This is a genomic window from Sulfuritalea sp. (assembly GCF_017302275.1).
In the GTDB taxonomy this organism is placed as follows: domain Bacteria; phylum Pseudomonadota; class Gammaproteobacteria; order Burkholderiales; family Rhodocyclaceae; genus Sulfuritalea.
On the sequence record NZ_JAFLDR010000062.1, the window covers coordinates 1 to 16872 of the forward strand.

15 protein-coding genes are annotated in these 16872 nt (G+C 67.7%); 5 read left to right on the forward strand and 10 right to left on the reverse strand.

Annotated elements, in window-relative coordinates; translation table 11 throughout:
• From J0M27_RS20165 to J0M27_RS20190, 6 genes are all read right to left on the reverse strand, one after another.
• Window positions 1–568: hypothetical protein (locus J0M27_RS20165; RefSeq protein WP_294996155.1), on the reverse strand; the 568-nt coding region annotated here is incomplete at its 3' end.
• 53 nt (window positions 569–621) lie between these two features.
• Window positions 622–1023 carry a bacteriohemerythrin gene (locus tag J0M27_RS20170; protein WP_294996158.1) on the reverse strand — a complete coding sequence of 134 codons (402 nt, stop codon included), beginning with the start codon at window positions 1021–1023 and terminating at the stop codon, window positions 622–624.
• A 110-nt stretch (window positions 1024–1133) separates the two neighbouring features.
• Window positions 1134–2009: an alpha/beta fold hydrolase gene (locus J0M27_RS20175; RefSeq protein WP_294996161.1), complete on the reverse strand. Its 876-nt coding sequence runs from the start codon at window positions 2007–2009 to the stop codon at window positions 1134–1136.
• Window positions 2006–3514, reverse strand: a complete 1509-nt coding sequence (locus J0M27_RS20180; RefSeq protein WP_294996164.1) for a wax ester/triacylglycerol synthase family O-acyltransferase — start codon at window positions 3512–3514, stop codon at window positions 2006–2008. The genes J0M27_RS20175 and J0M27_RS20180 overlap by 4 nt, the downstream gene beginning before the upstream one ends.
• Window positions 3515–3693: 179 nt before the next feature.
• Window positions 3694–4536 (reverse strand): hypothetical protein, encoded by an 843-nt coding sequence (locus J0M27_RS20185; RefSeq protein ID WP_294996167.1) that lies wholly within the window; start codon window positions 4534–4536, stop codon window positions 3694–3696.
• A 2-nt stretch (window positions 4537–4538) separates the two neighbouring features.
• Window positions 4539–6119, reverse strand: a complete 1581-nt coding sequence (locus J0M27_RS20190) for a wax ester/triacylglycerol synthase family O-acyltransferase (RefSeq protein WP_294996170.1) — start codon at window positions 6117–6119, stop codon at window positions 4539–4541.
• 146 nt (window positions 6120–6265) lie between these two features.
• On the opposite strand from J0M27_RS20190, the gene J0M27_RS20195 reads away from it, so the two are divergent.
• From J0M27_RS20195 to J0M27_RS20205, 3 genes are read left to right on the forward strand one after another with little or no spacing between them, the layout of a single operon-like run.
• A complete protein-coding gene (locus J0M27_RS20195; RefSeq protein ID WP_294996173.1) occupies window positions 6266–6910 on the forward strand; it encodes a TetR/AcrR family transcriptional regulator in 645 nt (214 codons plus the stop codon).
• Complete coding sequence (locus tag J0M27_RS20200) at window positions 6907–7746, forward strand: SDR family NAD(P)-dependent oxidoreductase (RefSeq protein ID WP_294996176.1); 840 nt, start codon at window positions 6907–6909, stop codon at window positions 7744–7746. The genes J0M27_RS20195 and J0M27_RS20200 overlap by 4 nt, the downstream gene beginning before the upstream one ends.
• 30 nt (window positions 7747–7776) lie before the next feature.
• Window positions 7777–8766 carry an NADPH:quinone oxidoreductase family protein gene (locus tag J0M27_RS20205; RefSeq protein ID WP_294996179.1) on the forward strand — a complete coding sequence of 330 codons (990 nt, stop codon included), beginning with the start codon at window positions 7777–7779 and terminating at the stop codon, window positions 8764–8766.
• A 12-nt stretch (window positions 8767–8778) separates the two neighbouring features.
• Here the strand turns inward: J0M27_RS20205 and J0M27_RS20210 are convergent, their stop codons facing one another.
• Entirely contained in the window at window positions 8779–11427 is a 2649-nt protein-coding gene (locus J0M27_RS20210) for a CHASE domain-containing protein (RefSeq protein WP_294996182.1), read from the reverse strand.
• Window positions 11424–11867, reverse strand: coding sequence for a DUF4149 domain-containing protein (locus tag J0M27_RS20215; RefSeq protein ID WP_294996185.1), 444 nt, complete (start codon window positions 11865–11867; stop codon window positions 11424–11426). Before J0M27_RS20215 ends, J0M27_RS20210 begins: the two co-directional genes overlap by 4 nt.
• Window positions 11868–11993: 126 nt before the next feature.
• Here J0M27_RS20215 and J0M27_RS20220 point away from each other — a divergent pair, with 126 nt between their 5' ends.
• Both J0M27_RS20220 and J0M27_RS20225 read left to right on the forward strand, forming a co-directional pair.
• The gene (locus tag J0M27_RS20220) at window positions 11994–12200 is read left to right on the forward strand and encodes a hypothetical protein (protein WP_294996188.1); all 207 of its coding nucleotides are present in this window, start codon (window positions 11994–11996) and stop codon (window positions 12198–12200) included.
• Between the two features lie 12 nt (window positions 12201–12212).
• Window positions 12213–15518 carry a CHASE domain-containing protein gene (locus J0M27_RS20225; protein WP_294996191.1) on the forward strand — a complete coding sequence of 1102 codons (3306 nt, stop codon included), beginning with the start codon at window positions 12213–12215 and terminating at the stop codon, window positions 15516–15518.
• A 42-nt stretch (window positions 15519–15560) separates the two neighbouring features.
• Here the strand turns inward: J0M27_RS20225 and dnaQ are convergent, their stop codons facing one another.
• Together dnaQ and rnhA are read right to left on the reverse strand one after the other, a co-directional pair.
• Window positions 15561–16268 (reverse strand): DNA polymerase III subunit epsilon, encoded by a 708-nt coding sequence (gene dnaQ, locus J0M27_RS20230; protein ID WP_294996194.1) that lies wholly within the window; start codon window positions 16266–16268, stop codon window positions 15561–15563.
• A 1-nt stretch (window position 16269) separates the two neighbouring features.
• Entirely contained in the window at window positions 16270–16707 is a 438-nt protein-coding gene (rnhA, locus tag J0M27_RS20235) for a ribonuclease HI (protein ID WP_294996197.1), read from the reverse strand.
• Window positions 16708–16872: the final 165 nt, after the last annotated feature.

The following is a 16872-nucleotide window of genomic DNA, read 5'->3' on the forward strand; positions in this document are numbered from 1 at the left end:
CGGCGAGATGCTTCTCGGCCCAGAGCATGCCACCGACGGCGGCGACCAGGGCCAGCGAGGCCAGGGCGAAGGGCAAGCGCGGATCGACGCCGCGCAGACCCAGCGTCAGGTAGGGCGCGGCGGCGCCGGCGATGCCGAGCCCCACCAGGCTCAAGGTTGACACCCAGGGCACGCCGGCCGGCGGCACGTATTTGCCGAGCAGCATCATCGGCGGCGCGCGCAAGGCCGATGAGGTCACCGCCCATACCACGACGGCCCCCGCCAGCAGGGCCGGCGCGCCGGCCGGGGCGAGGTGCGGCAGCAGCAGGAAGGCCAGCCCGGAGACCACCGTGGCGCCCAAAAGCCAGGGCCCGAGGCGGCGCAGGCGACCCGTCACCTTGTCGGCCGCCACGCCCAGCGAAAAGTCCATCAGGGTGAAAATCAGCTGGTCGGCCATCAGCACCCAGATCACCCACTTCTTCTCGATGCCCGCCTGCGCCAGCAACTGCGGCAGGTAGATGACGTAGACCGTCCAGCAACTGACGAAGAGGAACTGGACGATGCCGAAGTAGAGGCCGACCCGCGTCATGGCGCGCAGCCGCGCCGCGACTCGCCTTCCGGCAAGGGTCGACCGCGCACGAGCTACATCGCCTGGGCCAGGAAGGAACCCAGGCGCTGGTCGGCGGTGAGGATGTGCTCGGTCAGCCAGCGCTCGAGGAATTCGATCTCGGCGTTGGCCACGGCCGTGTCGGCTTGCGCCAGCTTCGCCTGCAGCTCCTGCGCCGCCGCGATCAGCTCGCGGTGGGCATTCCGGTGCTGGTCGATTTCGGGATAGCGGTGCTTGATCATCAACCGGTCCTCGTGGCTGAAATGCCAGACCGTACAATTGATCAGTTCGGTCAGGGTTGCCGCGCGATAGTCGGCGGATTCGCCGGCCCGCACGGCGCGATTGAGTTCATTGAAGATGCCCACCAGCTTGCGGTGGTCATCGTCGATTTCCTCGACGCCGACGGCGAGGATCTTGCTCCAGGTGATGTCTTTCATGATGCCTCCCGTGCGTGGAGCGGCTTTTGCCATCGCGGCCGCCGTTTGCCCGCACTCTACCGCAAGACAGCGCCGGCCGAGGACTGAAAGTCGGCGCCGGCGCTACGCCGCTACGGCGCAACCCGCGCACAATGGTCGGCAATCAGCGCCGCCAGGCGCGGCATCAGCGCCTCGGGAAAGTCGTGGCCCATGCCCTCGATCACCTCAAGGTGCGCGCCGGGGATGTGCGCCGCCGTGTCGCGCCCGGCGGCCAGCGGTACCAGCGGATCGTCCGCGCCGTGGATCACCAATGTCGGCGCCTTGATCTCCTTGAGTTGCTTGCGCCGGTCGCCGGCCGCGATCACCGCGACCAACTGGCGCGCGACGCCCGGCGGGTCATAGGCGCGGCGCACGGCGCGGCCGATGCGGTGGCGCATCTCCTCGCGCGTCGACGGAAAGCCGGGGCTGCCGATGATGCCGAAGGTATGCACCAGGTGTTCGATCACCACCTCGGGGTCGTTCGGATCGGCGGGACGCGCCAGCAGCGCCTTGCCGGCAGCCTTGCTCGGCCTGGAGAGCTTGCGGTTGCCCGAGGTGGACATGATGGAGGTCAGGCTCAGCACGCGCTGCGGGAACTTCGCCGCCAGCACTTGCGCGATCATGCCGCCCATCGAGGCGCCGACGATGTGGGCGCGGGCGATGCCGAGGCGGTCCATCAGGCCTATCGTGTCGCCGGCCATGTCCTCCAGCGTGTAGGGGCTGCGCACCGGCAGGTGCAGCGTGGCGGCGGCCATCGCCAGCACCAGGTTCGGCCGCTTGCGTCCCGGCGTGCGCCCGGAAAGGCCGACGTCGCGGTTGTCGAAGCGGATCACGCGGAAGCCGCGGGCGACCAGCGCGTTGCAGAAGCTGTCGGGCCAGGCCAGGAGCTGCATGCCGAGGCCCATGATCAGCACGATGGCGGGATGCGACGGATCGCCCAGCGATTCGTGCTCGATGTGCGGATTCATTTCACCGCGCGCACCGCCGGCTTGCGGCGCGGCGCCTTGGTCTGCGCTTCAGCAGGCTTGCTTTTCGGTGACGCCACCACCGCCAGCTTCGGTTTGCGCTTGGCCGGCGACTGCGCCAGCGCCAGGTATTCCTGGAAGCTGTCGCGCAGGCATTGCGCCAGCAGTTCGGGATCGGGCAACTGCTCGTAGCACGCGGTGAAGGAAACGATCAGCATGTCGCTGTAGCTGGTCACCGAGAACACCAGGCCCATGCCATCGGCAACCGGCATGATCGCGGAAAGATAGCTCAGGCGCGCACCCTGCAGGTAGAGCGGCACCCGCGGGCCGGGGACGTTGGCGATCGCGCAGTTGGCCAGCGGCGTCCATTGGCCGAGCAGGGCCGAGGTCGAGCGCAGCATCTTGCTGGTGGCGGCGATCGCCGCCGAGGGCGCCTGCTGCGCCAGCTCGGCGAGTTCGCGGGCGCTGACCGCCTCGGCCATCACTTCGGAAGACGCCGCCAGGTCGCGGATTGCCGCCAGGCGCGCTGCCGGGTCGGCGATGTCGGTGCCCAGCTCCATGCGCACCCAGGAGAACACCGCATCTTCTTCGCCGCGCAGGGCGATGGGCACGGCGGCGACCAGGCTTTCGTCGGGGAGCTCGCCGTGCAGGTCGAGGTAGCGGCGCAGGCCGCCGGCGCAGACCGCCAGCACCACGTCATTGACCGTGGCGCCGGGGGCAAGACCGCGCAGCGCCTTGAAGTCCGCCAGCGGAAAGCGCCGTGTCTCGAACACCCGATGCGGCGAGACCTCGCTGTTGAAGCGGGTCAGGGGGAATTCCTGAGGCCGGCCGAGGAACTCGCCGAGGAAGGTGGTGGTCGCCGCCTTCAGCGTGGTCCAGCTCTTTGCCAGCGGCTGGGCCAGGCGCAGCGGCAGGGTCGCGGCATGGAAACCGGCCCGCCAAAGCAGGCCGAAATTGCCCGGCGCAGCCTCGGGGAACCAGGGCTCGGGCGGCGCCGGTGGCGGCGAATCGGGCGAGACGTCGTGCAGCAGCGCGGTGATCTCGTTGCGCTTCGAGACGTCGATGGCCGAATGGTGGATCTTCAGCAACACGGCGAAGCTGCCCACCGGCAGGTCGAGGAAGCTGTCGAGGCCTTCGATCACGTACATCTCCCACAGCGGGCGCTGCTGGTCCAGCGGCCGGGCGTGGATGCGCGCCGCCTGGATGCAGAACTGGCGCCAGTCGCCGGGCTTGGGCAGGGCGATGTGGCGCACGTGGTATTCGATGTCGAAGCTCTCGTCCTCGACCCAGTAGGGATAGTCGAGGTCGAGCGGCACGCGCAGCAGCTTCTGGCGAAATACCGGCAGGCGCCCGAGGCGGCTTTCGACATGGCTCAGGATCTGCTTGAAGCGCACCATGCCGCCCTTGGCCGTCGACTGGTCGTAGATGTGCAGCAGCGTGACGTTGGAATTGGCGTGGGCGCTGTCCGAGTAGATGTAGGCGGCGTCGTTTTCGCTGAGTTGGCGCATGGGCGGTCGGAAGCTCAGTGTGAAACAACAGCCCCGGTCGCTGCTGATATCGAGCGTAGCGAGCCGATTGGGAACCCCCCGCGAGGGGGGAGAAGGGGGGCGGGCCGAGTTTGCTCGCCCAGGCCGGAGCGAAGATGTGAGTGTTTCATGACTTGAGGGTGGCTGTCGCAGCCATGGGGTCAGGCAGCGGAAGGCAGGCCGGGCTCGCCGCGGCCGGCGGTGGCACGCCAGACGCGGGCCAGCAGGCCCTTGGGGGCGAAGGGCTGCCAGGCGCCTTCGGGCTGCGCCAGGCGGTCGGCGACGATGGCCAGCACGATGCCGTTGAAGCCGAGGCCGAGGTGGCTGCCGGGGACGCGGATGTTTTCGTGCAGGGTCGGGTCGCCGTCGATGGTCGCCTCCTGCGGCGGCACCACGCCGTCGCCCAGCGAATACAGGCAACTGGTGGGGATCGCCAGCCGGTGCTGCTCGCGCAGCGTCTTGGCGCGCGGCTGCATGACGTGGGCGGCGGGCCCGAGGCGGTGCGAGACCAGCCGGTAGAGGGCGCGCACCGTCGGCGGCGACTGGCTGCCGGCGGCGTCGACGCTGACCGGGCTGCCCAGGGTGATGATGGAGCGCACGCAGTCGAGCGTGTTCTGCGCGCCGTAGAGCGAAAACACGCCGCCCAGGCTCCAGCCGACCAGGCTGACCTTGCGCCCGGTGACGTGGTGCAGGTAGCGGATCTTCTGCGGCAGCGCGCTGGCGTGCTTGCTGCGAAAGCCCAGGTTGCGGCCCAGACCCCAGGTGTGCACGTCGTAGCCCTTGCGCTGCAGGAAGAGCTTCAAGGCGATCAGCGACTTTTCGTCGGCCATGAAGCCCGGCATCAGCAGCACCGGATGGCCATCGCCGCGCGGCGCCTCGGCCAGCAGCGGCAGCGAGGCCGGCAGCAGCGCCATTTCCAGCAGCGCGCGCGGCTCGATCAGCGAATGCAGCGCGCGCGGGCGGCCGACGTGGCCGTGGCGGACGACGGGGCGGCGGTTGGGCATGGTCAGCTCCCCGCGCGCTTGCGGCGCGTCCGCGCCGTTGCAGGAGTCGGCGCTGGGCGAAGCGGGGGTTTCGCGGAGCACTGCTCCGTGCCCGCGTAGCCGGCCGGCTGTGCAAAGCCGGCCGTGGAACACACGGCGTTTTTGAGCTCGGCATGCGCCGCCATGAAATCCGCGGCCAGTTCGCCGGCCTCGGGCACGGCGTTCTTCGCCACGACGAAGCCGAAGCAGAGGTTTCCGGAATAGCTCAGCAGCGTGATGTTCACGCCGACGCCATGCTCGACGATGGACAGCGGCCAGTAGCCGGTCATGCGCAGGCCATCGACATAGAGCGGCACGGGCGGCCCCGGCACGTTGGAGATCAGCACGTTGGCCAGGATCGGCAGCGTGTCGACCACGCTGCTGCGACCGTAGAGATGCGCCAGGGCGCCCAGCAGCCAGGGCACGCCGAGCAGCGGGATGTCGGTGGGAATCACCGATTTGGCCTGCCGCGCCACGGCCTTGGTGGCGCCCGAGGAATCGCGGATCGCCTGCAGGCGCTTGACCGGGTCGGCGATGTTGCTGGCGAGGTTCACCAGGCTCAGCGTGGCCTGGGTGCGCATCTCGGTGTTGCCCTGCTCGCGCAGCGAAATCGGCATCGAGGCGATCAGCGGCTTCCTCGGCACCGAGCTGTTGCGCTTGAGCCAGCGCCGCAACGCGCCGCTGCACAGCGTCATCACCACGTCATTGACCGTGGCATCGAGGGCGGCGGCGACGGCCTTGAGCTCGGCGCGCGGAATGGTTGCCGTGGCAAAGCCGCGCCCCGGCGTGATGGCGACATTGAACACCGTGCGCGGGCCGAAGGAGGCGCTGCGCCTGAGTTCGGCGAGGCTGGCGGCCTCCGCCGCCTGCGCCGCGCCGCGCGCCTTGGCAGCGGAGCCTTTGACGATCCCTGCCAGCGTCCGCACAACACCGGGCAGCTCGCGCACCAGCTTGACGTATTGCGCGGCATCGTGGCGGAAGGCGGCGGCCGCCAACGCCAGGGTGCCGGGTTGCTCGGGCGAGACGGGCTTCTTGCGCGCACCGCGCCTCGCCGGCGGCAAGGGCTCGGGCGAGGTGCTGAACAGAGCGCCGGCCAGAGCGACGCCAGCCTGGCCGTCGAGCATGGCGTGATGCACCTTGAAGTAATAGGCCTTCTCGCCGCTGGCGAGGCCTTCGAGCACGTAGAGCATCCACAGCGGTCGCGAACGGTCGAGCAGCTGCGCGTGCAGATCGGCCACCGCGGCTTCGAGCTGGGGCCAGGTGCCGGGCCGGGGCAGTTTGACGCGGCGGATGTGGTAATCGAAATCGACCGCGTCCTGCACCCAGACCGGGTTGGCCAGTTGCAGCGGCAGGGCCGCGAGGCGGCGCTGCAGCACCGGCACCATGCGGCTTTGCATCATGTGCCGTACCGATTCGTGGAAATCGCCCCGGTAGCCCGGCGGCGTTTCAAACAGGTGCAACGAGCCGACGTGCATCGGCGTCGCCTCGGTTTCGAGGTTGAGGAAGGCGCCGTCCACCCCGCTCAGGGTTTCGATCCCGGCATCCTTGCTGCGACTGCGGCTCATCTCTCTCCCTGCCGTGACCATATTTTCATACCGACGGGTATAATTTCTTCTACCGATCAGTATAATCGCTTTCCATCGACCTGCGCCCGCCCCGCCACCACTCATCGATGCCCGCCATCCGTCGCCGCCAGGATTCCGCTGCCCCGATGCGCCCCGCGGCAGCCAACGGCGTGGACAAGCGCGAGCGCATCCTGACGGCGGCCGAGGATCTGTTCTACCGCAACGGCCTGGTCGGCACCACCATGGACATGCTCTGCGCCGAACTCGGTGTCACCAAGCCTTACGTCTATTACTACTTCAAGGACAAGCAGGAGATCGTCGAGACCCTGGCCTGGCGCGCCTCGCTGGCCTGCCTGACGACCATGAAGTTCCCCGCCGACGATCGGCGGGCGGCGGAGGAAAAACTGGCCGAGGGCCTGCAGCGCTGGGTCGCGGCCTGCGTCGCCCACTTTCGCGCCAGCGCCCTGGCCTTTCGCGTCACCGCCTCGCTGCGGCCCGAGTTTCGCGCCGAGCTGCGCCGCCTCGCCAATGACTTCTACGCCGACCTGGCCGCGCTGATGGAGGCGGGCCGGCGCGAGGGCCGCCTCGATTTCGAGGATGCCGCCGTCACCGCCAAGGCCATGGGCGGCGTGGTCGGCTTCATGTACACCTGGTATCGCCCCGACGGCCGGCTGCCACCCGAAGAACTCGTCGCGCGACTGACCGGCACGCTCTACCGCATGATCGGCCTGCGCCCCACTGCACCCAAATGCGCACCCAAACGAACCCCAACGACAAGGAAGCAGACATGAAGGAATTTCGCGGACGCACCGCAGTGATCACCGGCGCCGCCAGCGGCATCGGCCTCGAACTGGCGCGCCGCGCCGCCGCCGAAGGCATGAACCTGGTGCTGGCCGACATCGAAGCGACGAAGCTCGACGCCGCTGCAGCGAGCCTCGGCATCGATGCCGGCCGCATCCTCGCGCAACGCACCGACGTCAGCCGCGAGGACGAAGTCAAGGCGCTGGCCGACGCCGCCTTCGCCCGCTTCGGTGGCGTGCACCTGCTGTGCAACAACGCCGGCGTCGGCCTCACCCGCGTCAGTTGGGAACTCAGCACGGCGGACTGGAACTGGGTACTGGGCGTCGACCTCTGGAGCGTGATTCACGGCATCCAGCATTTCGTTCCGCGCATGCTGCAGCAAGCCGAGGGCGGCCATCTGGTGAATACCTCCTCGGTCGCCGGCCTGTTGTCGACGCCCGGCATGGCCGCCTACAACGTCGCCAAGCATGGCGTCGTCACGCTGTCCGAAACCCTGTACGGCGAGCTGCTTGCGGCCAGGGCAAAAGTTGGCGTTTCGGTGCTCTGCCCGGCCTGGGTGCCGACGGCGATCCACGAGTCGGGGCGCAACCGGCAGGAACGCTTCGGCGAGGCCAGCCCGGCGGCGGGACTTTCCGCCGCCTACGAGCAGCGCATGGCGAGCGCCGTGAAGTCGGGGCGCCTCACCGCCGCCGACATGGCGAATGAAGTCTTCGCCGCCGTCATGGAAGAGCGCTTCTACGTCATCCCGCACCGCAAGATCAACAATGCCATCCAGTTGCGCATGGACGACATCATGAATCTGCGCAATCCCACGCAGTTGCCCTGAAGCACCCATTACGACAACAGGACGCCCCCAATGAAAGCTCTCGTCTGCGAAGCCTATGGCCCGATCGCCAATCTGGTCGTGAAGGACATCCCCTCCCCCGTGCCGGGGCCGAAGCAGGTGCTGATCGAGGTCAAATCGGCCGCGGTGAATTTTCCCGATGCGCTGATGGTGCAGGGCCTTTACCAGGTCAAGCCGCCGCTGCCGTTTACGCCGGGCGCCGAAATCGCCGGCGTGGTCAAGACATTCGGCGCCGAAGTGACCCAGTGCAAGCCGGGCGATCGCGTCATCGCCCTGACCAGCACCGGCGGCTTCGCCGAGGAATGCCTGGCCGAAGCCCACCGCGTGCTGCCGCTGCCCGCCGGCATGGATTTCGATTCCGGCGCGGCGCTGGTGCTGACTTACTGCACCTCGCTGCACGCGCTGAAGGATTGCGGCCACCTGCAGCCGGGCGAAACCCTGGTAGTGCTGGGGGCCGCCGGCGGTGTCGGCATCTCGGCGATCGAGATCGGCAAGGCCATGGGCGCGCGAGTGATCGCCGCCGCATCGTCGGACGACAAGCTGGCGCTGTGCCGCAAAGTCGGCGCTGACGAGACGGTGAATTACAGCACCGAAAACCCAATGCACCTGCGGGACCGCATCAACGAGCTGACCGGGGGCAAGGGCGCCGACGTGGTCTACGACCCGGTCGGCGGCCCTTACACCGAGCCGGCGGTGCGCGCCCTGGCCTGGCGCGGGCGGCTGCTGATCATCGGCTTTGCCGCCGGCGAGATACCGAAGATTCCGCTCAACCTCGCCCTGCTCAAGGAGCGCTCGCTGGTCGGCGTGTATTGGGGCGACTCGACCAAGCACGACCCGGCCGGGCATCTGGCCAACCTGCGCCAGCTCAACGACTGGTTCGCCGCCGGCAAGATCCGCCCGGTGGTCAGCGAACGCTATACCCTCGACGCGGCGCGCGACGCACTCGCCGCCATCGCCAATCGCCAGGTCAAGGGCAAGATCGTGGTGGTTCCCGACGCCTGAGCGACACCCGCTTCAGGCCCGGCGCAGGCGCACCGTGACGCGGAAGCGGCTGCCGACGCCGGCTTCGCTGGCGACTTCGATGTCGCCACCCATCAGGCGCGCGATACGGCGGGCGATCACCAGGCCCAGGCCGACGCCCCCATGTTCGCGCGTCGAGGCCTCGTCGCCCTGGCTGAACAGCTCGAACAGGCGGCCACGCACCTCGGCGTCGAAACCGACTCCCTGGTCGCTGACCTCGAAACTCAGGCCCACGCCGGCGGCATCGACGGTGGTCGGGCTCACCCGAAGACAAATCTCGCCGCGCTCGGAAAACTTCACGGCATTGCCGAGGATGTTGAGCAGGATCTGCTTCAGGCGGGCACTGTCGCCGACCAGGTCGTCGGGCAGCTCCGGGGCGATTTCCGCCGTCAGGCCAAGCGCCTTGGCGCGCGCGGCCGGCTCGTGCATCTCCAGCAGTTCATCGACCAGCTTCGCCAATGAAAAATGGCGCTCCGACAGTTCCACGCGGCCGGCCTCGAAGTTGGCGATATCGAGAATGTTGTCGATCAGCGCCAGCAGGTGGCGCGCCGAGTTCATGCTCTTTTCGAGCTGCTCGACCAGTTTCGGATCGCTGGCGCGGCGCAGCGCCAGGCTGGTCATGCCCATGATGCCGTTCATCGGCGTGCGCAGTTCGTGGCTCATGTTGGCGAGGAACACGCTCTTGGCGCGGCTGGCGGCTTCCGCCGCGTCCAGCGCCCTTGCCAGATCCTCGGTGCGCGACTCGACCAGTTCTTCGAGATGGTTGCGATGCCGGTCGAGCTCGGCCTCGGCCAGTTTCCGTTCGGTGATGTCGCGGGTGATGCCCAGCAACTGCGCCGGCTTGCCATTGGCATCGACCAGTACCGTGGTCACCACTTCGGTATGGATGATGCGTCCGTCCTTGCACGGCTGATCGACCTCGGTCAAGGCAAAACGCGCGGTTTCGTCGCCGGCGCCAAGGCGGTGCAGGCGCTCCCGCAGGCCCGTGCCGATGCGGGCGGCCGAATCCGGCGTCACGGCGGCTTCCAGGGGCTGGGCCATGACCTCATCGGGCGTCCAGCCGCGCATGTGCGCCACGGATGGGCTGACATAGGTGAAGCGCATGCTGGCGAGGTCCATCAGCCAGATCACGTCGCTGCTGTTTTCCGCGATCAGGTGGTAGCGGTCCTCGCTCTCGCGCTGGGCCTGCTCGGCCCGCCGGCGCGGCGTGATGTCGGAGATCACGCCGATCAGGCCGCCGGCGTCATCCTCCGTCGCCGCATGGCGCCGGCCGGTCAGGTGGCCCCAGAATTCGCCGTGGTCGGCACGCCAGTACTTGCGCTCCAGGTCGACGGCGTCGATGTTGCTGGCCAGCAGCGCCAGCATCCTTTCGCGCCCGATCTCGCGTTCCGAGGGGTGGATCAGCGAGACATACTCCGCGCCTTGCAGCGCTTCCACCGTACACCCGAACATTTCCGCCATGCGCTTGTTGGCCTGGGTGATCACGCCCCGGGCATCGACGAAGAAGATCGCCACGCTCGACGCATCGAATATCGACTGCAAGCGCCGACGCTCATTCTCGGTTTCGCGATGGGCTTGCGCCAATTGCCGCATGACGATGCCGTCCCTCCCGCGCGCGCGGATCAGCACGCTGGCCAGGATCGCGACCAGCCAGGTGACGAGCAGTTGCGCGACCAGCAGCGTGCGTTCCCTGGCGACATGGCCATTGGCGCCGAAGCCCGCGAGTGCGCGCATCGTCACCGTCCAGGTCTGTCCGGCCAGTTTGACGCGGCGCGTCGACACCAGGTCGCCGGCGGCGACGCCCGGCCTGGAATCGAACAACAGCGCGTCGGTGGCGGCTTGGGCGCCGTCGTATATCGCCAAGGCGACATGCCCCTCCAGCTCCGGGTGCTCGCGTTGCAGCAAGCCGTTCATCAGGTTGCTCATGCGCAAGGGGGAATAGGCCCAGCCGATCAACTCCGCGCGCCGCTCGCCTGGCGGGGCGAACTTTCCGGAAGCAACGTATACCGGCAGGTAGAGCAGCACGCCGGCCTGGACGTCGGCGTCGGTTTCCTGGACCAGCGTAACCTTGCCGGACAATCTTGCTTCGCCGCTGTCGCGGGCGCCGTCCATGGCCTGCCGCCGGACCGGCTCGGAATACATGTCGTAACCGAAGGCCCTCTGGTTGCGCCAGTCGAAGGGCTCGAGATAGACGATGGAACTGTACAGGTCGCGCTCGCCCCCCGGCTTCAATGCGTAGTCCGGAAAGCCCTCGGCGCGCACGGCGCGAACATGCGCGGCTTTTTCCCCGGGCCGGATCAGTCTGGAAAAGCCGACTCCCTGGATGCCCGGAAAGTGTCGATCGAGACGCATGGCGGCGACGTAGGCGCGAAACTCGCCGCGCGTGACGTCCCGGCGCGAATCGAACAAGCCTTCGACGCCGCGCAGCACCTGGATATTGGCTTCGATGCGGCGGTCGAGGCTTTCCTCGACGCGATCGAAAATATGCTCGAAATCGACACGCGCCGCGATTTCGTTCCGTTTCTGCGAGGTCTGCCAGATTCCCAGCGAGAGCAGGACCCCGCCCAGCAGGATCAGCCAGGGCAAGGCCTTGGGCAGCAGTTGCCGAAAGCGGTGGGCGAGTCCCGCCGGATCGGGCTTCATGAGCCCAGCAGCGCCACGACGACGGTCAGCACGCCGAGGTTCAGATTGACCAGCACCAGCGTCCGGATCGCGTTCATCGCCGCGCCGCCCGCCGGCCAGTCCTGCGCGGCGACCGCCGCCTTGAGCCTGGGATAAAAGCGCAACAGGATCGCCGCATAGATCGCCGCCATCAGCATTCCAGTCGTGGCCATGGCATGCCAGTGCCAGGGGATCGACGACCCCGCCAGTTCGCCGAAGCGCCAGAAGCCGGTAACCAGGATCGCGACGACGGCAACCGTCACGGCACGAAAAAAGCGCCCGAGGACGGCGGCCAGCAGGGGCAGGCGCTGCGGCGGCGGCAATTGCTCGGCGGCCACCGGGCGCAGGCAGACATGGGCGAAGAACATGCCGCCGACCCAGACGATGACACCCAGCAGGTGGATCAGAACGGCGATGCGCATGGCGGCGGCTTTCGCGAACCGGAAAGCTGCGATTCTGCCTCAAGCGAGGATTCCCGGCCAAGCGGTGGCGCCGGGGCGGGGCGGCCCGGCGCATAATGAAGGCTTGGGGAGGAGATAGGGAAAATCATGAGTGGAGAGTCATCCACCGTCGTAAACAGCGCTGGCACCGCGCCCGACCTGCTGACGCGGTTGGGTCAGGCGGTGCGGATGCCTTTCGTCACCGCCGCCCTGGTGCTGGTGATCGGCTGCGTCGCCAGCCTGGCCTACTGGCACCATGCGACCCTGCAGCGCCAGGCGGCGGAGCGCCTGCGCTTCGACGCCAGTTTCTCCTAGCTACAGACCGACATGCAGCGCCGGCTCGACGAATTGCGCAGTCTGGTGGTGGGCCTGCAGGGGCTGTTTCTGGCCTCGCAACACATCGACCGCGGCGAGTTCCGGCGCTACCATGAAAACCTGGTCACCCACCTGCGCACCCCGGGCGTGCGCGCGATGCACTTCACGCGGCGGCTGGGCGCCGACGAACGCGCCGCCTTCGTTGCCCGCGTGCGCAGCGACAGGAGCCTCAATGGGCGGGGCTATCCGGACTTCGACATCCATCCCGCGACCGGCGGCAGCGAGCATTACGTTATCGAGTTCATCGAGCCTTTCGAAGCCAACCGCCGCGCCTTCGGCCTCGACGCCCTGAGCCAGCCGGTGAATCGCGAGTCCTTCCTTGCCACGCGCGATTCCGGCCGCATCTCGCTCACCGCACCGTTCCAGTTGATCCAGGCCAACAGCGGGGACATCGGCCTGGTGATGCGCGCGCCGGTGTACCGCCGTGGCGCGCCGGTGGGCAATGTCGACCAGCGACGCGCCGCCTTCGTCGGCCTGGCCGGCATCTCGCTCGATGCCGGAACGATCTTGAGCGACGTTTTCGCCGCATCGTATCTCGACGGCCTGTGCATCGCCGTCACGGACCTGAGCCACGACGCGACCTCGGCCTCCGCCAGGGCATCCGCACCGGAGCCGCGCCTGCGGCCGATTGCACGGCGCTGCGAATCCGGCGCCAAGCCGGGCAACGCCCCGACGGCGGCCGCCATCGTCCCGGTCGGCGACCGGCTGTGGGAGATACGGCTGACCGCCGGCAAGGGCTGGCCATCCGGCCCGCCGGACACCGAACCGGCACTGGTGGCGGTCGGCGGCATGCTGATCAGCCTGCTGCTGGCCGCGCTCTACCTGGTGCTGGGGCGGGCACGCGGGGCGGCCGAGCGCCTGGCCCGGCGCATGACGCGCGACCTGCGGCGCAGCGAGCAGCGTTTCAAGATCATGGCGGAGCTGTCGTCGGACTGGTTCTGGGAACAGGATACCCAGGGCCGCTTCATTGACATCAGCGGCTCGGAAGTCAGCGAGCGCGGCTTGCCCATGCCGGTGGATCGGGCCGTGGGCAAAACCCGCTGGGAGCTCAGCCCCGACGGATTGACGCCCGAGCAATGGGCGGACCACAGGCGCCGGCTTGACAGGCGGGAGGATTTCGAAATCACCTATGTCATGCAAGACCTCAATGGTCGCGAGCGATGGATCCACTCCCGCGGCACGCCGCGCCACGACGAGGAGGGCCGCTTTCTTGGTTACCACGGAACCTCGCGCGACATCACGGCGGAGAAGGCGAGCGAACGCGAGATATCGAACAAGAACAAGGTGCTGCAGGCAACGCTCGACAACATGTCGCAGGGCATCAGCGTGGTCGACGAAAGCCTGCACATGACGGCGATGAACGACAAGTTCTGCGAGGTGCTCGACTTCCCGGTCGAGATGGCGCGCAGCGGCGCGTCCTTCGAGGCATTTGTCCGCTACAACGCGGAACGCGGCGACTACGGGCCCTGCGACGTCGACAGCAAGGTGCGCGAGCTGCTTGCCCTGGCGAAAGAGATGCAGCCCCACCGCTTCACGCGCCTGCGGCCCAACGGGCGACGCATCGAGGTGGTCGGCAATCCCCTGCCGGGCGGCGGCTTCGTCACCACTTACACCGACGTCACCGAGCGCGAACTTGCCGAGCAGGCGATACGCGCCAGCGAGACCCGGCTCAAGCGCGCCGAGCTGGCCTCGGCCTCGGGCAACTGGGAGCTCCATCTCGACACCGGCGTCATGATCGCCTCGGAAGGCGCGGCGCGCCTGTACGGCATCGACGCGACCCAGCTTGGTTTCGACGCGGTCAAGAGCATCCCCCTGCCCGATGAACGAGCCCGCCTCGACGCCTCACTGAGGGACCTGATCGAGCGCGATGCTCCCTACGACATCGAATTCCGCATCCGCCGCGCCGACAATGGCGAAATCCGCGACATCCATTCCCAGGCCGTGTTCGACAGGGACGAGCGCGTGGTGTTCGGGGTGATCCAGGACATCACCGAAAAGAAGGCCATCGCCGCCGAACTGGCGCGCCACCGCGACCACCTCGAGGAGCAGGTGCGCGTCCGCACCGCCGCACTGGCCGAAACGACCCGCGCCGCGGAAGCCGCCAGCGTGGCCAAGAGCGCCTTTCTCGCCAACATGAGCCACGAGATCCGCACGCCGATGAACGCCATCCTGGGCATGACCAGTTTGCTGCGCCGGGCCGGCGTGACCCCGGCGCAGGCCGATCGCCTGGAAAAGATCGAAACCGCCGGCGAGCACCTGCTCGACGTGATCAACGACATTCTCGACATCTCGAAGATCGAGGCCGGCAAGTTCTATCTCGAGGAGTCCGCGGTCGATGTCACCGAGATCGCCGACAGGATCGTGGCCATGCTGCATGAACGGGCCAGCGAAAAGCATCTGCACCTGGCGATCACCGAACGCCCGCCCCGCCAGCAGTTGCTTGGCGACCCGACCCGCCTGCGCCAGGCCCTGCTCAATTACGTGACCAACGCCCTGAAGTTCACCGAGCAGGGCTCGGTCTCGGTGCGCCTGCGCGTGACCGACGAAGCCGATGACGCGGTGCGGGTGCGCTTCGAAGTCCAGGATACCGGCATCGGCATCGACCCCGAGGCCTGTGCACGCTTGTTCTCGGTGTTCGAGCAGGCCGACAACTCGACCACCCGGCGCTACGGTGGAACCGGACTCGGGCTGGCCATCACGCGGCGCCTGGCGCAGCTCATGGGCGGCGACGCCGGGGTCGACAGCGAACCGGGGATAGGCAGCACCTTCTGGTTCACGGCCCGCCTGCGACGCGCCGGGGCGACGGTCGCGGCGCCCGTCGCGCCGACCGCCGGGAGCGCCGAGAACGAGCTGCGCCAACGCTTCGCCGGCCGCCGCATCCTGCTGGTCGAGGACGACCCGCTGAACCGCGAGATCGCCGCCCTGCTGCTCGGCCAGGCTGGCCTGGAAACCGATTCCGCCGAGGACGGGGAGATCGCCGTCACCCTGGCCGCAAAGGGAAACTACGCCTTGATCCTGATGGACATGCAGATGCCGGTCATGGGCGGCCTGGATGCCACGCGCCTGATTCGCACAAGCGAGACTGCGCATCGGATTCCCATCGTGGCGATCACCGCCAACGCCTTTTCCGAGGATCGGGAACGCTGCCTTGCGGCCGGCATGGACGACTTCATCGCCAAGCCCTTCAATCCGGGCAACCTCTACGCCACGATCCTCAAATGGCTGGCTTCGGCTGACAGGCGCCCGGCACAGCCGTGACCGACGCCGGCCCCTGGCACAAGCCCGCGTGATGCCCGCGGATCACTCGGCCGGGCCGGCTTCCAGGGCCGCCCACAGCGGAGTGCCCCTGCACTCCCTGGCGATCTCGCCGAGCACGCGCGCATGTTCGGCGAGTTCCGCGGCACTGGCTTCGAGAACCCGCAACGGCAGGCGCGACCGCTCCAGTGCGGCGCCGCGCACCGGCCGGGGTGCATCAAAGGCAATCTCCAGCGAATTCTGGCCGCGCGTCATGGCCAGGTAAACCTCGGCCAGCAGTTCGGCATCGAGCAGCGCGCCATGCAACTGGCGGCCGGAATTGTCCACGCCGAACTCGGCACACAGCGCGTTGAGGTTGTTCTTCTTGCCCGGACGCATTTCGCGCGCCATGCGCAAAGTGTCGGTCACGGCGCTGCACAGTTGCGCGATCGGCTCGTACTTGAGCAGGCCCAGTTCGTTGTCGAGGAAGCCGACGTCGAAGGCCGCGTTGTGGATCACCAGTTCGGCGCCGCGCACGAAGGCGGCGAACTCGGCGGCGACCTCGGCGAAGCCCGGCTTGTCGGCAAGGAATTCATCGGACAGTCCGTGGATCCGTTCCGAATCGGCAACGGGGCGGCCCGGATTGAGATAGGCGTGAAAGCGCTGGCCGGTGATCTGCCGCCCCATCAGCTCGACGCAGCCGATCTCGACCACGCGGTCGCCGGTGCGGAAATCCAGGCCGGTGGTTTCGGTATCGAGGATAACCTTGCGCAACTCAGTTTCCCTTGCGCGCCAGTTCGACGCCACGTCGCGCCAGCACGTCGGCGCGCTCGTTCTCGACGTGGCCGGCATGGCCCTTGACCCAGATCCATTCGATGCGATGCTGCGCGGCGAGGCGATCCAGTTCACGCCAGAGGTCCTCGTTCTTCACCGGCTCCCTGGCGGCGGTCTTCCAGCCGCGCCGCTTCCAGCCGTGGATCCATTCGCTGATGCCCTTCTGCACGTACTGCGAATCGGTATGCACGCGCGCCGCCGCGGGTTGCTTGAGCGCGCGCAAGGCTTCGATCACCGCCGTCATTTCCATGCGATTGTTGGTGGTCAGGCCTTCGCCGCCGAACAACTCCTTCTCGGTGTCGCCATGGCGCAGGATGGCGCCCCAGCCACCGGGGCCGGGATTGCCGCTGCAGGCGCCGTCGGTGTAGATGTCGATCATGGGTTTGTGTCGAATGTGGGAGGCGGCATTCTACCGACTATTGATATTTCCGTAAAACAGGACAACTTTTGATCATCTGAAACGTTGTATCTCCAATGGTGATATTGGAGAATGTTGTCATGGCACAAAAGCGGTTAAGCGACGCAACAAAGAAGCGATTGAAGG

Coding starts and splice junctions, on each gene's coding strand:
- J0M27_RS20170 (WP_294996158.1), bottom strand. CDS start 1,023: ATGAAAGACATCACCTGGAGCAAGATCCTCGCCGTCGGCGTCGAGGAA.
- J0M27_RS20175 (WP_294996161.1), bottom strand. CDS start 2,009: ATGAATCCGCACATCGAGCACGAATCGCTGGGCGATCCGTCGCATCCC.
- J0M27_RS20180 (WP_294996164.1), bottom strand. CDS start 3,514: ATGCGCCAACTCAGCGAAAACGACGCCGCCTACATCTACTCGGACAGC.
- J0M27_RS20185 (WP_294996167.1), bottom strand. CDS start 4,536: ATGCCCAACCGCCGCCCCGTCGTCCGCCACGGCCACGTCGGCCGCCCG.
- J0M27_RS20190 (WP_294996170.1), bottom strand. CDS start 6,119: ATGAGCCGCAGTCGCAGCAAGGATGCCGGGATCGAAACCCTGAGCGGG.
- J0M27_RS20195 (WP_294996173.1), top strand. CDS start 6,266: ATGCGCCCCGCGGCAGCCAACGGCGTGGACAAGCGCGAGCGCATCCTG.
- J0M27_RS20200 (WP_294996176.1), top strand. CDS start 6,907: ATGAAGGAATTTCGCGGACGCACCGCAGTGATCACCGGCGCCGCCAGC.
- J0M27_RS20205 (WP_294996179.1), top strand. CDS start 7,777: ATGAAAGCTCTCGTCTGCGAAGCCTATGGCCCGATCGCCAATCTGGTC.
- J0M27_RS20210 (WP_294996182.1), bottom strand. CDS start 11,427: ATGAAGCCCGATCCGGCGGGACTCGCCCACCGCTTTCGGCAACTGCTG.
- J0M27_RS20215 (WP_294996185.1), bottom strand. CDS start 11,867: ATGCGCATCGCCGTTCTGATCCACCTGCTGGGTGTCATCGTCTGGGTC.
- J0M27_RS20220 (WP_294996188.1), top strand. CDS start 11,994: ATGAGTGGAGAGTCATCCACCGTCGTAAACAGCGCTGGCACCGCGCCC.
- J0M27_RS20225 (WP_294996191.1), top strand. CDS start 12,213: ATGCAGCGCCGGCTCGACGAATTGCGCAGTCTGGTGGTGGGCCTGCAG.
- rnhA (WP_294996197.1), bottom strand. CDS start 16,707: ATGATCGACATCTACACCGACGGCGCCTGCAGCGGCAATCCCGGCCCC.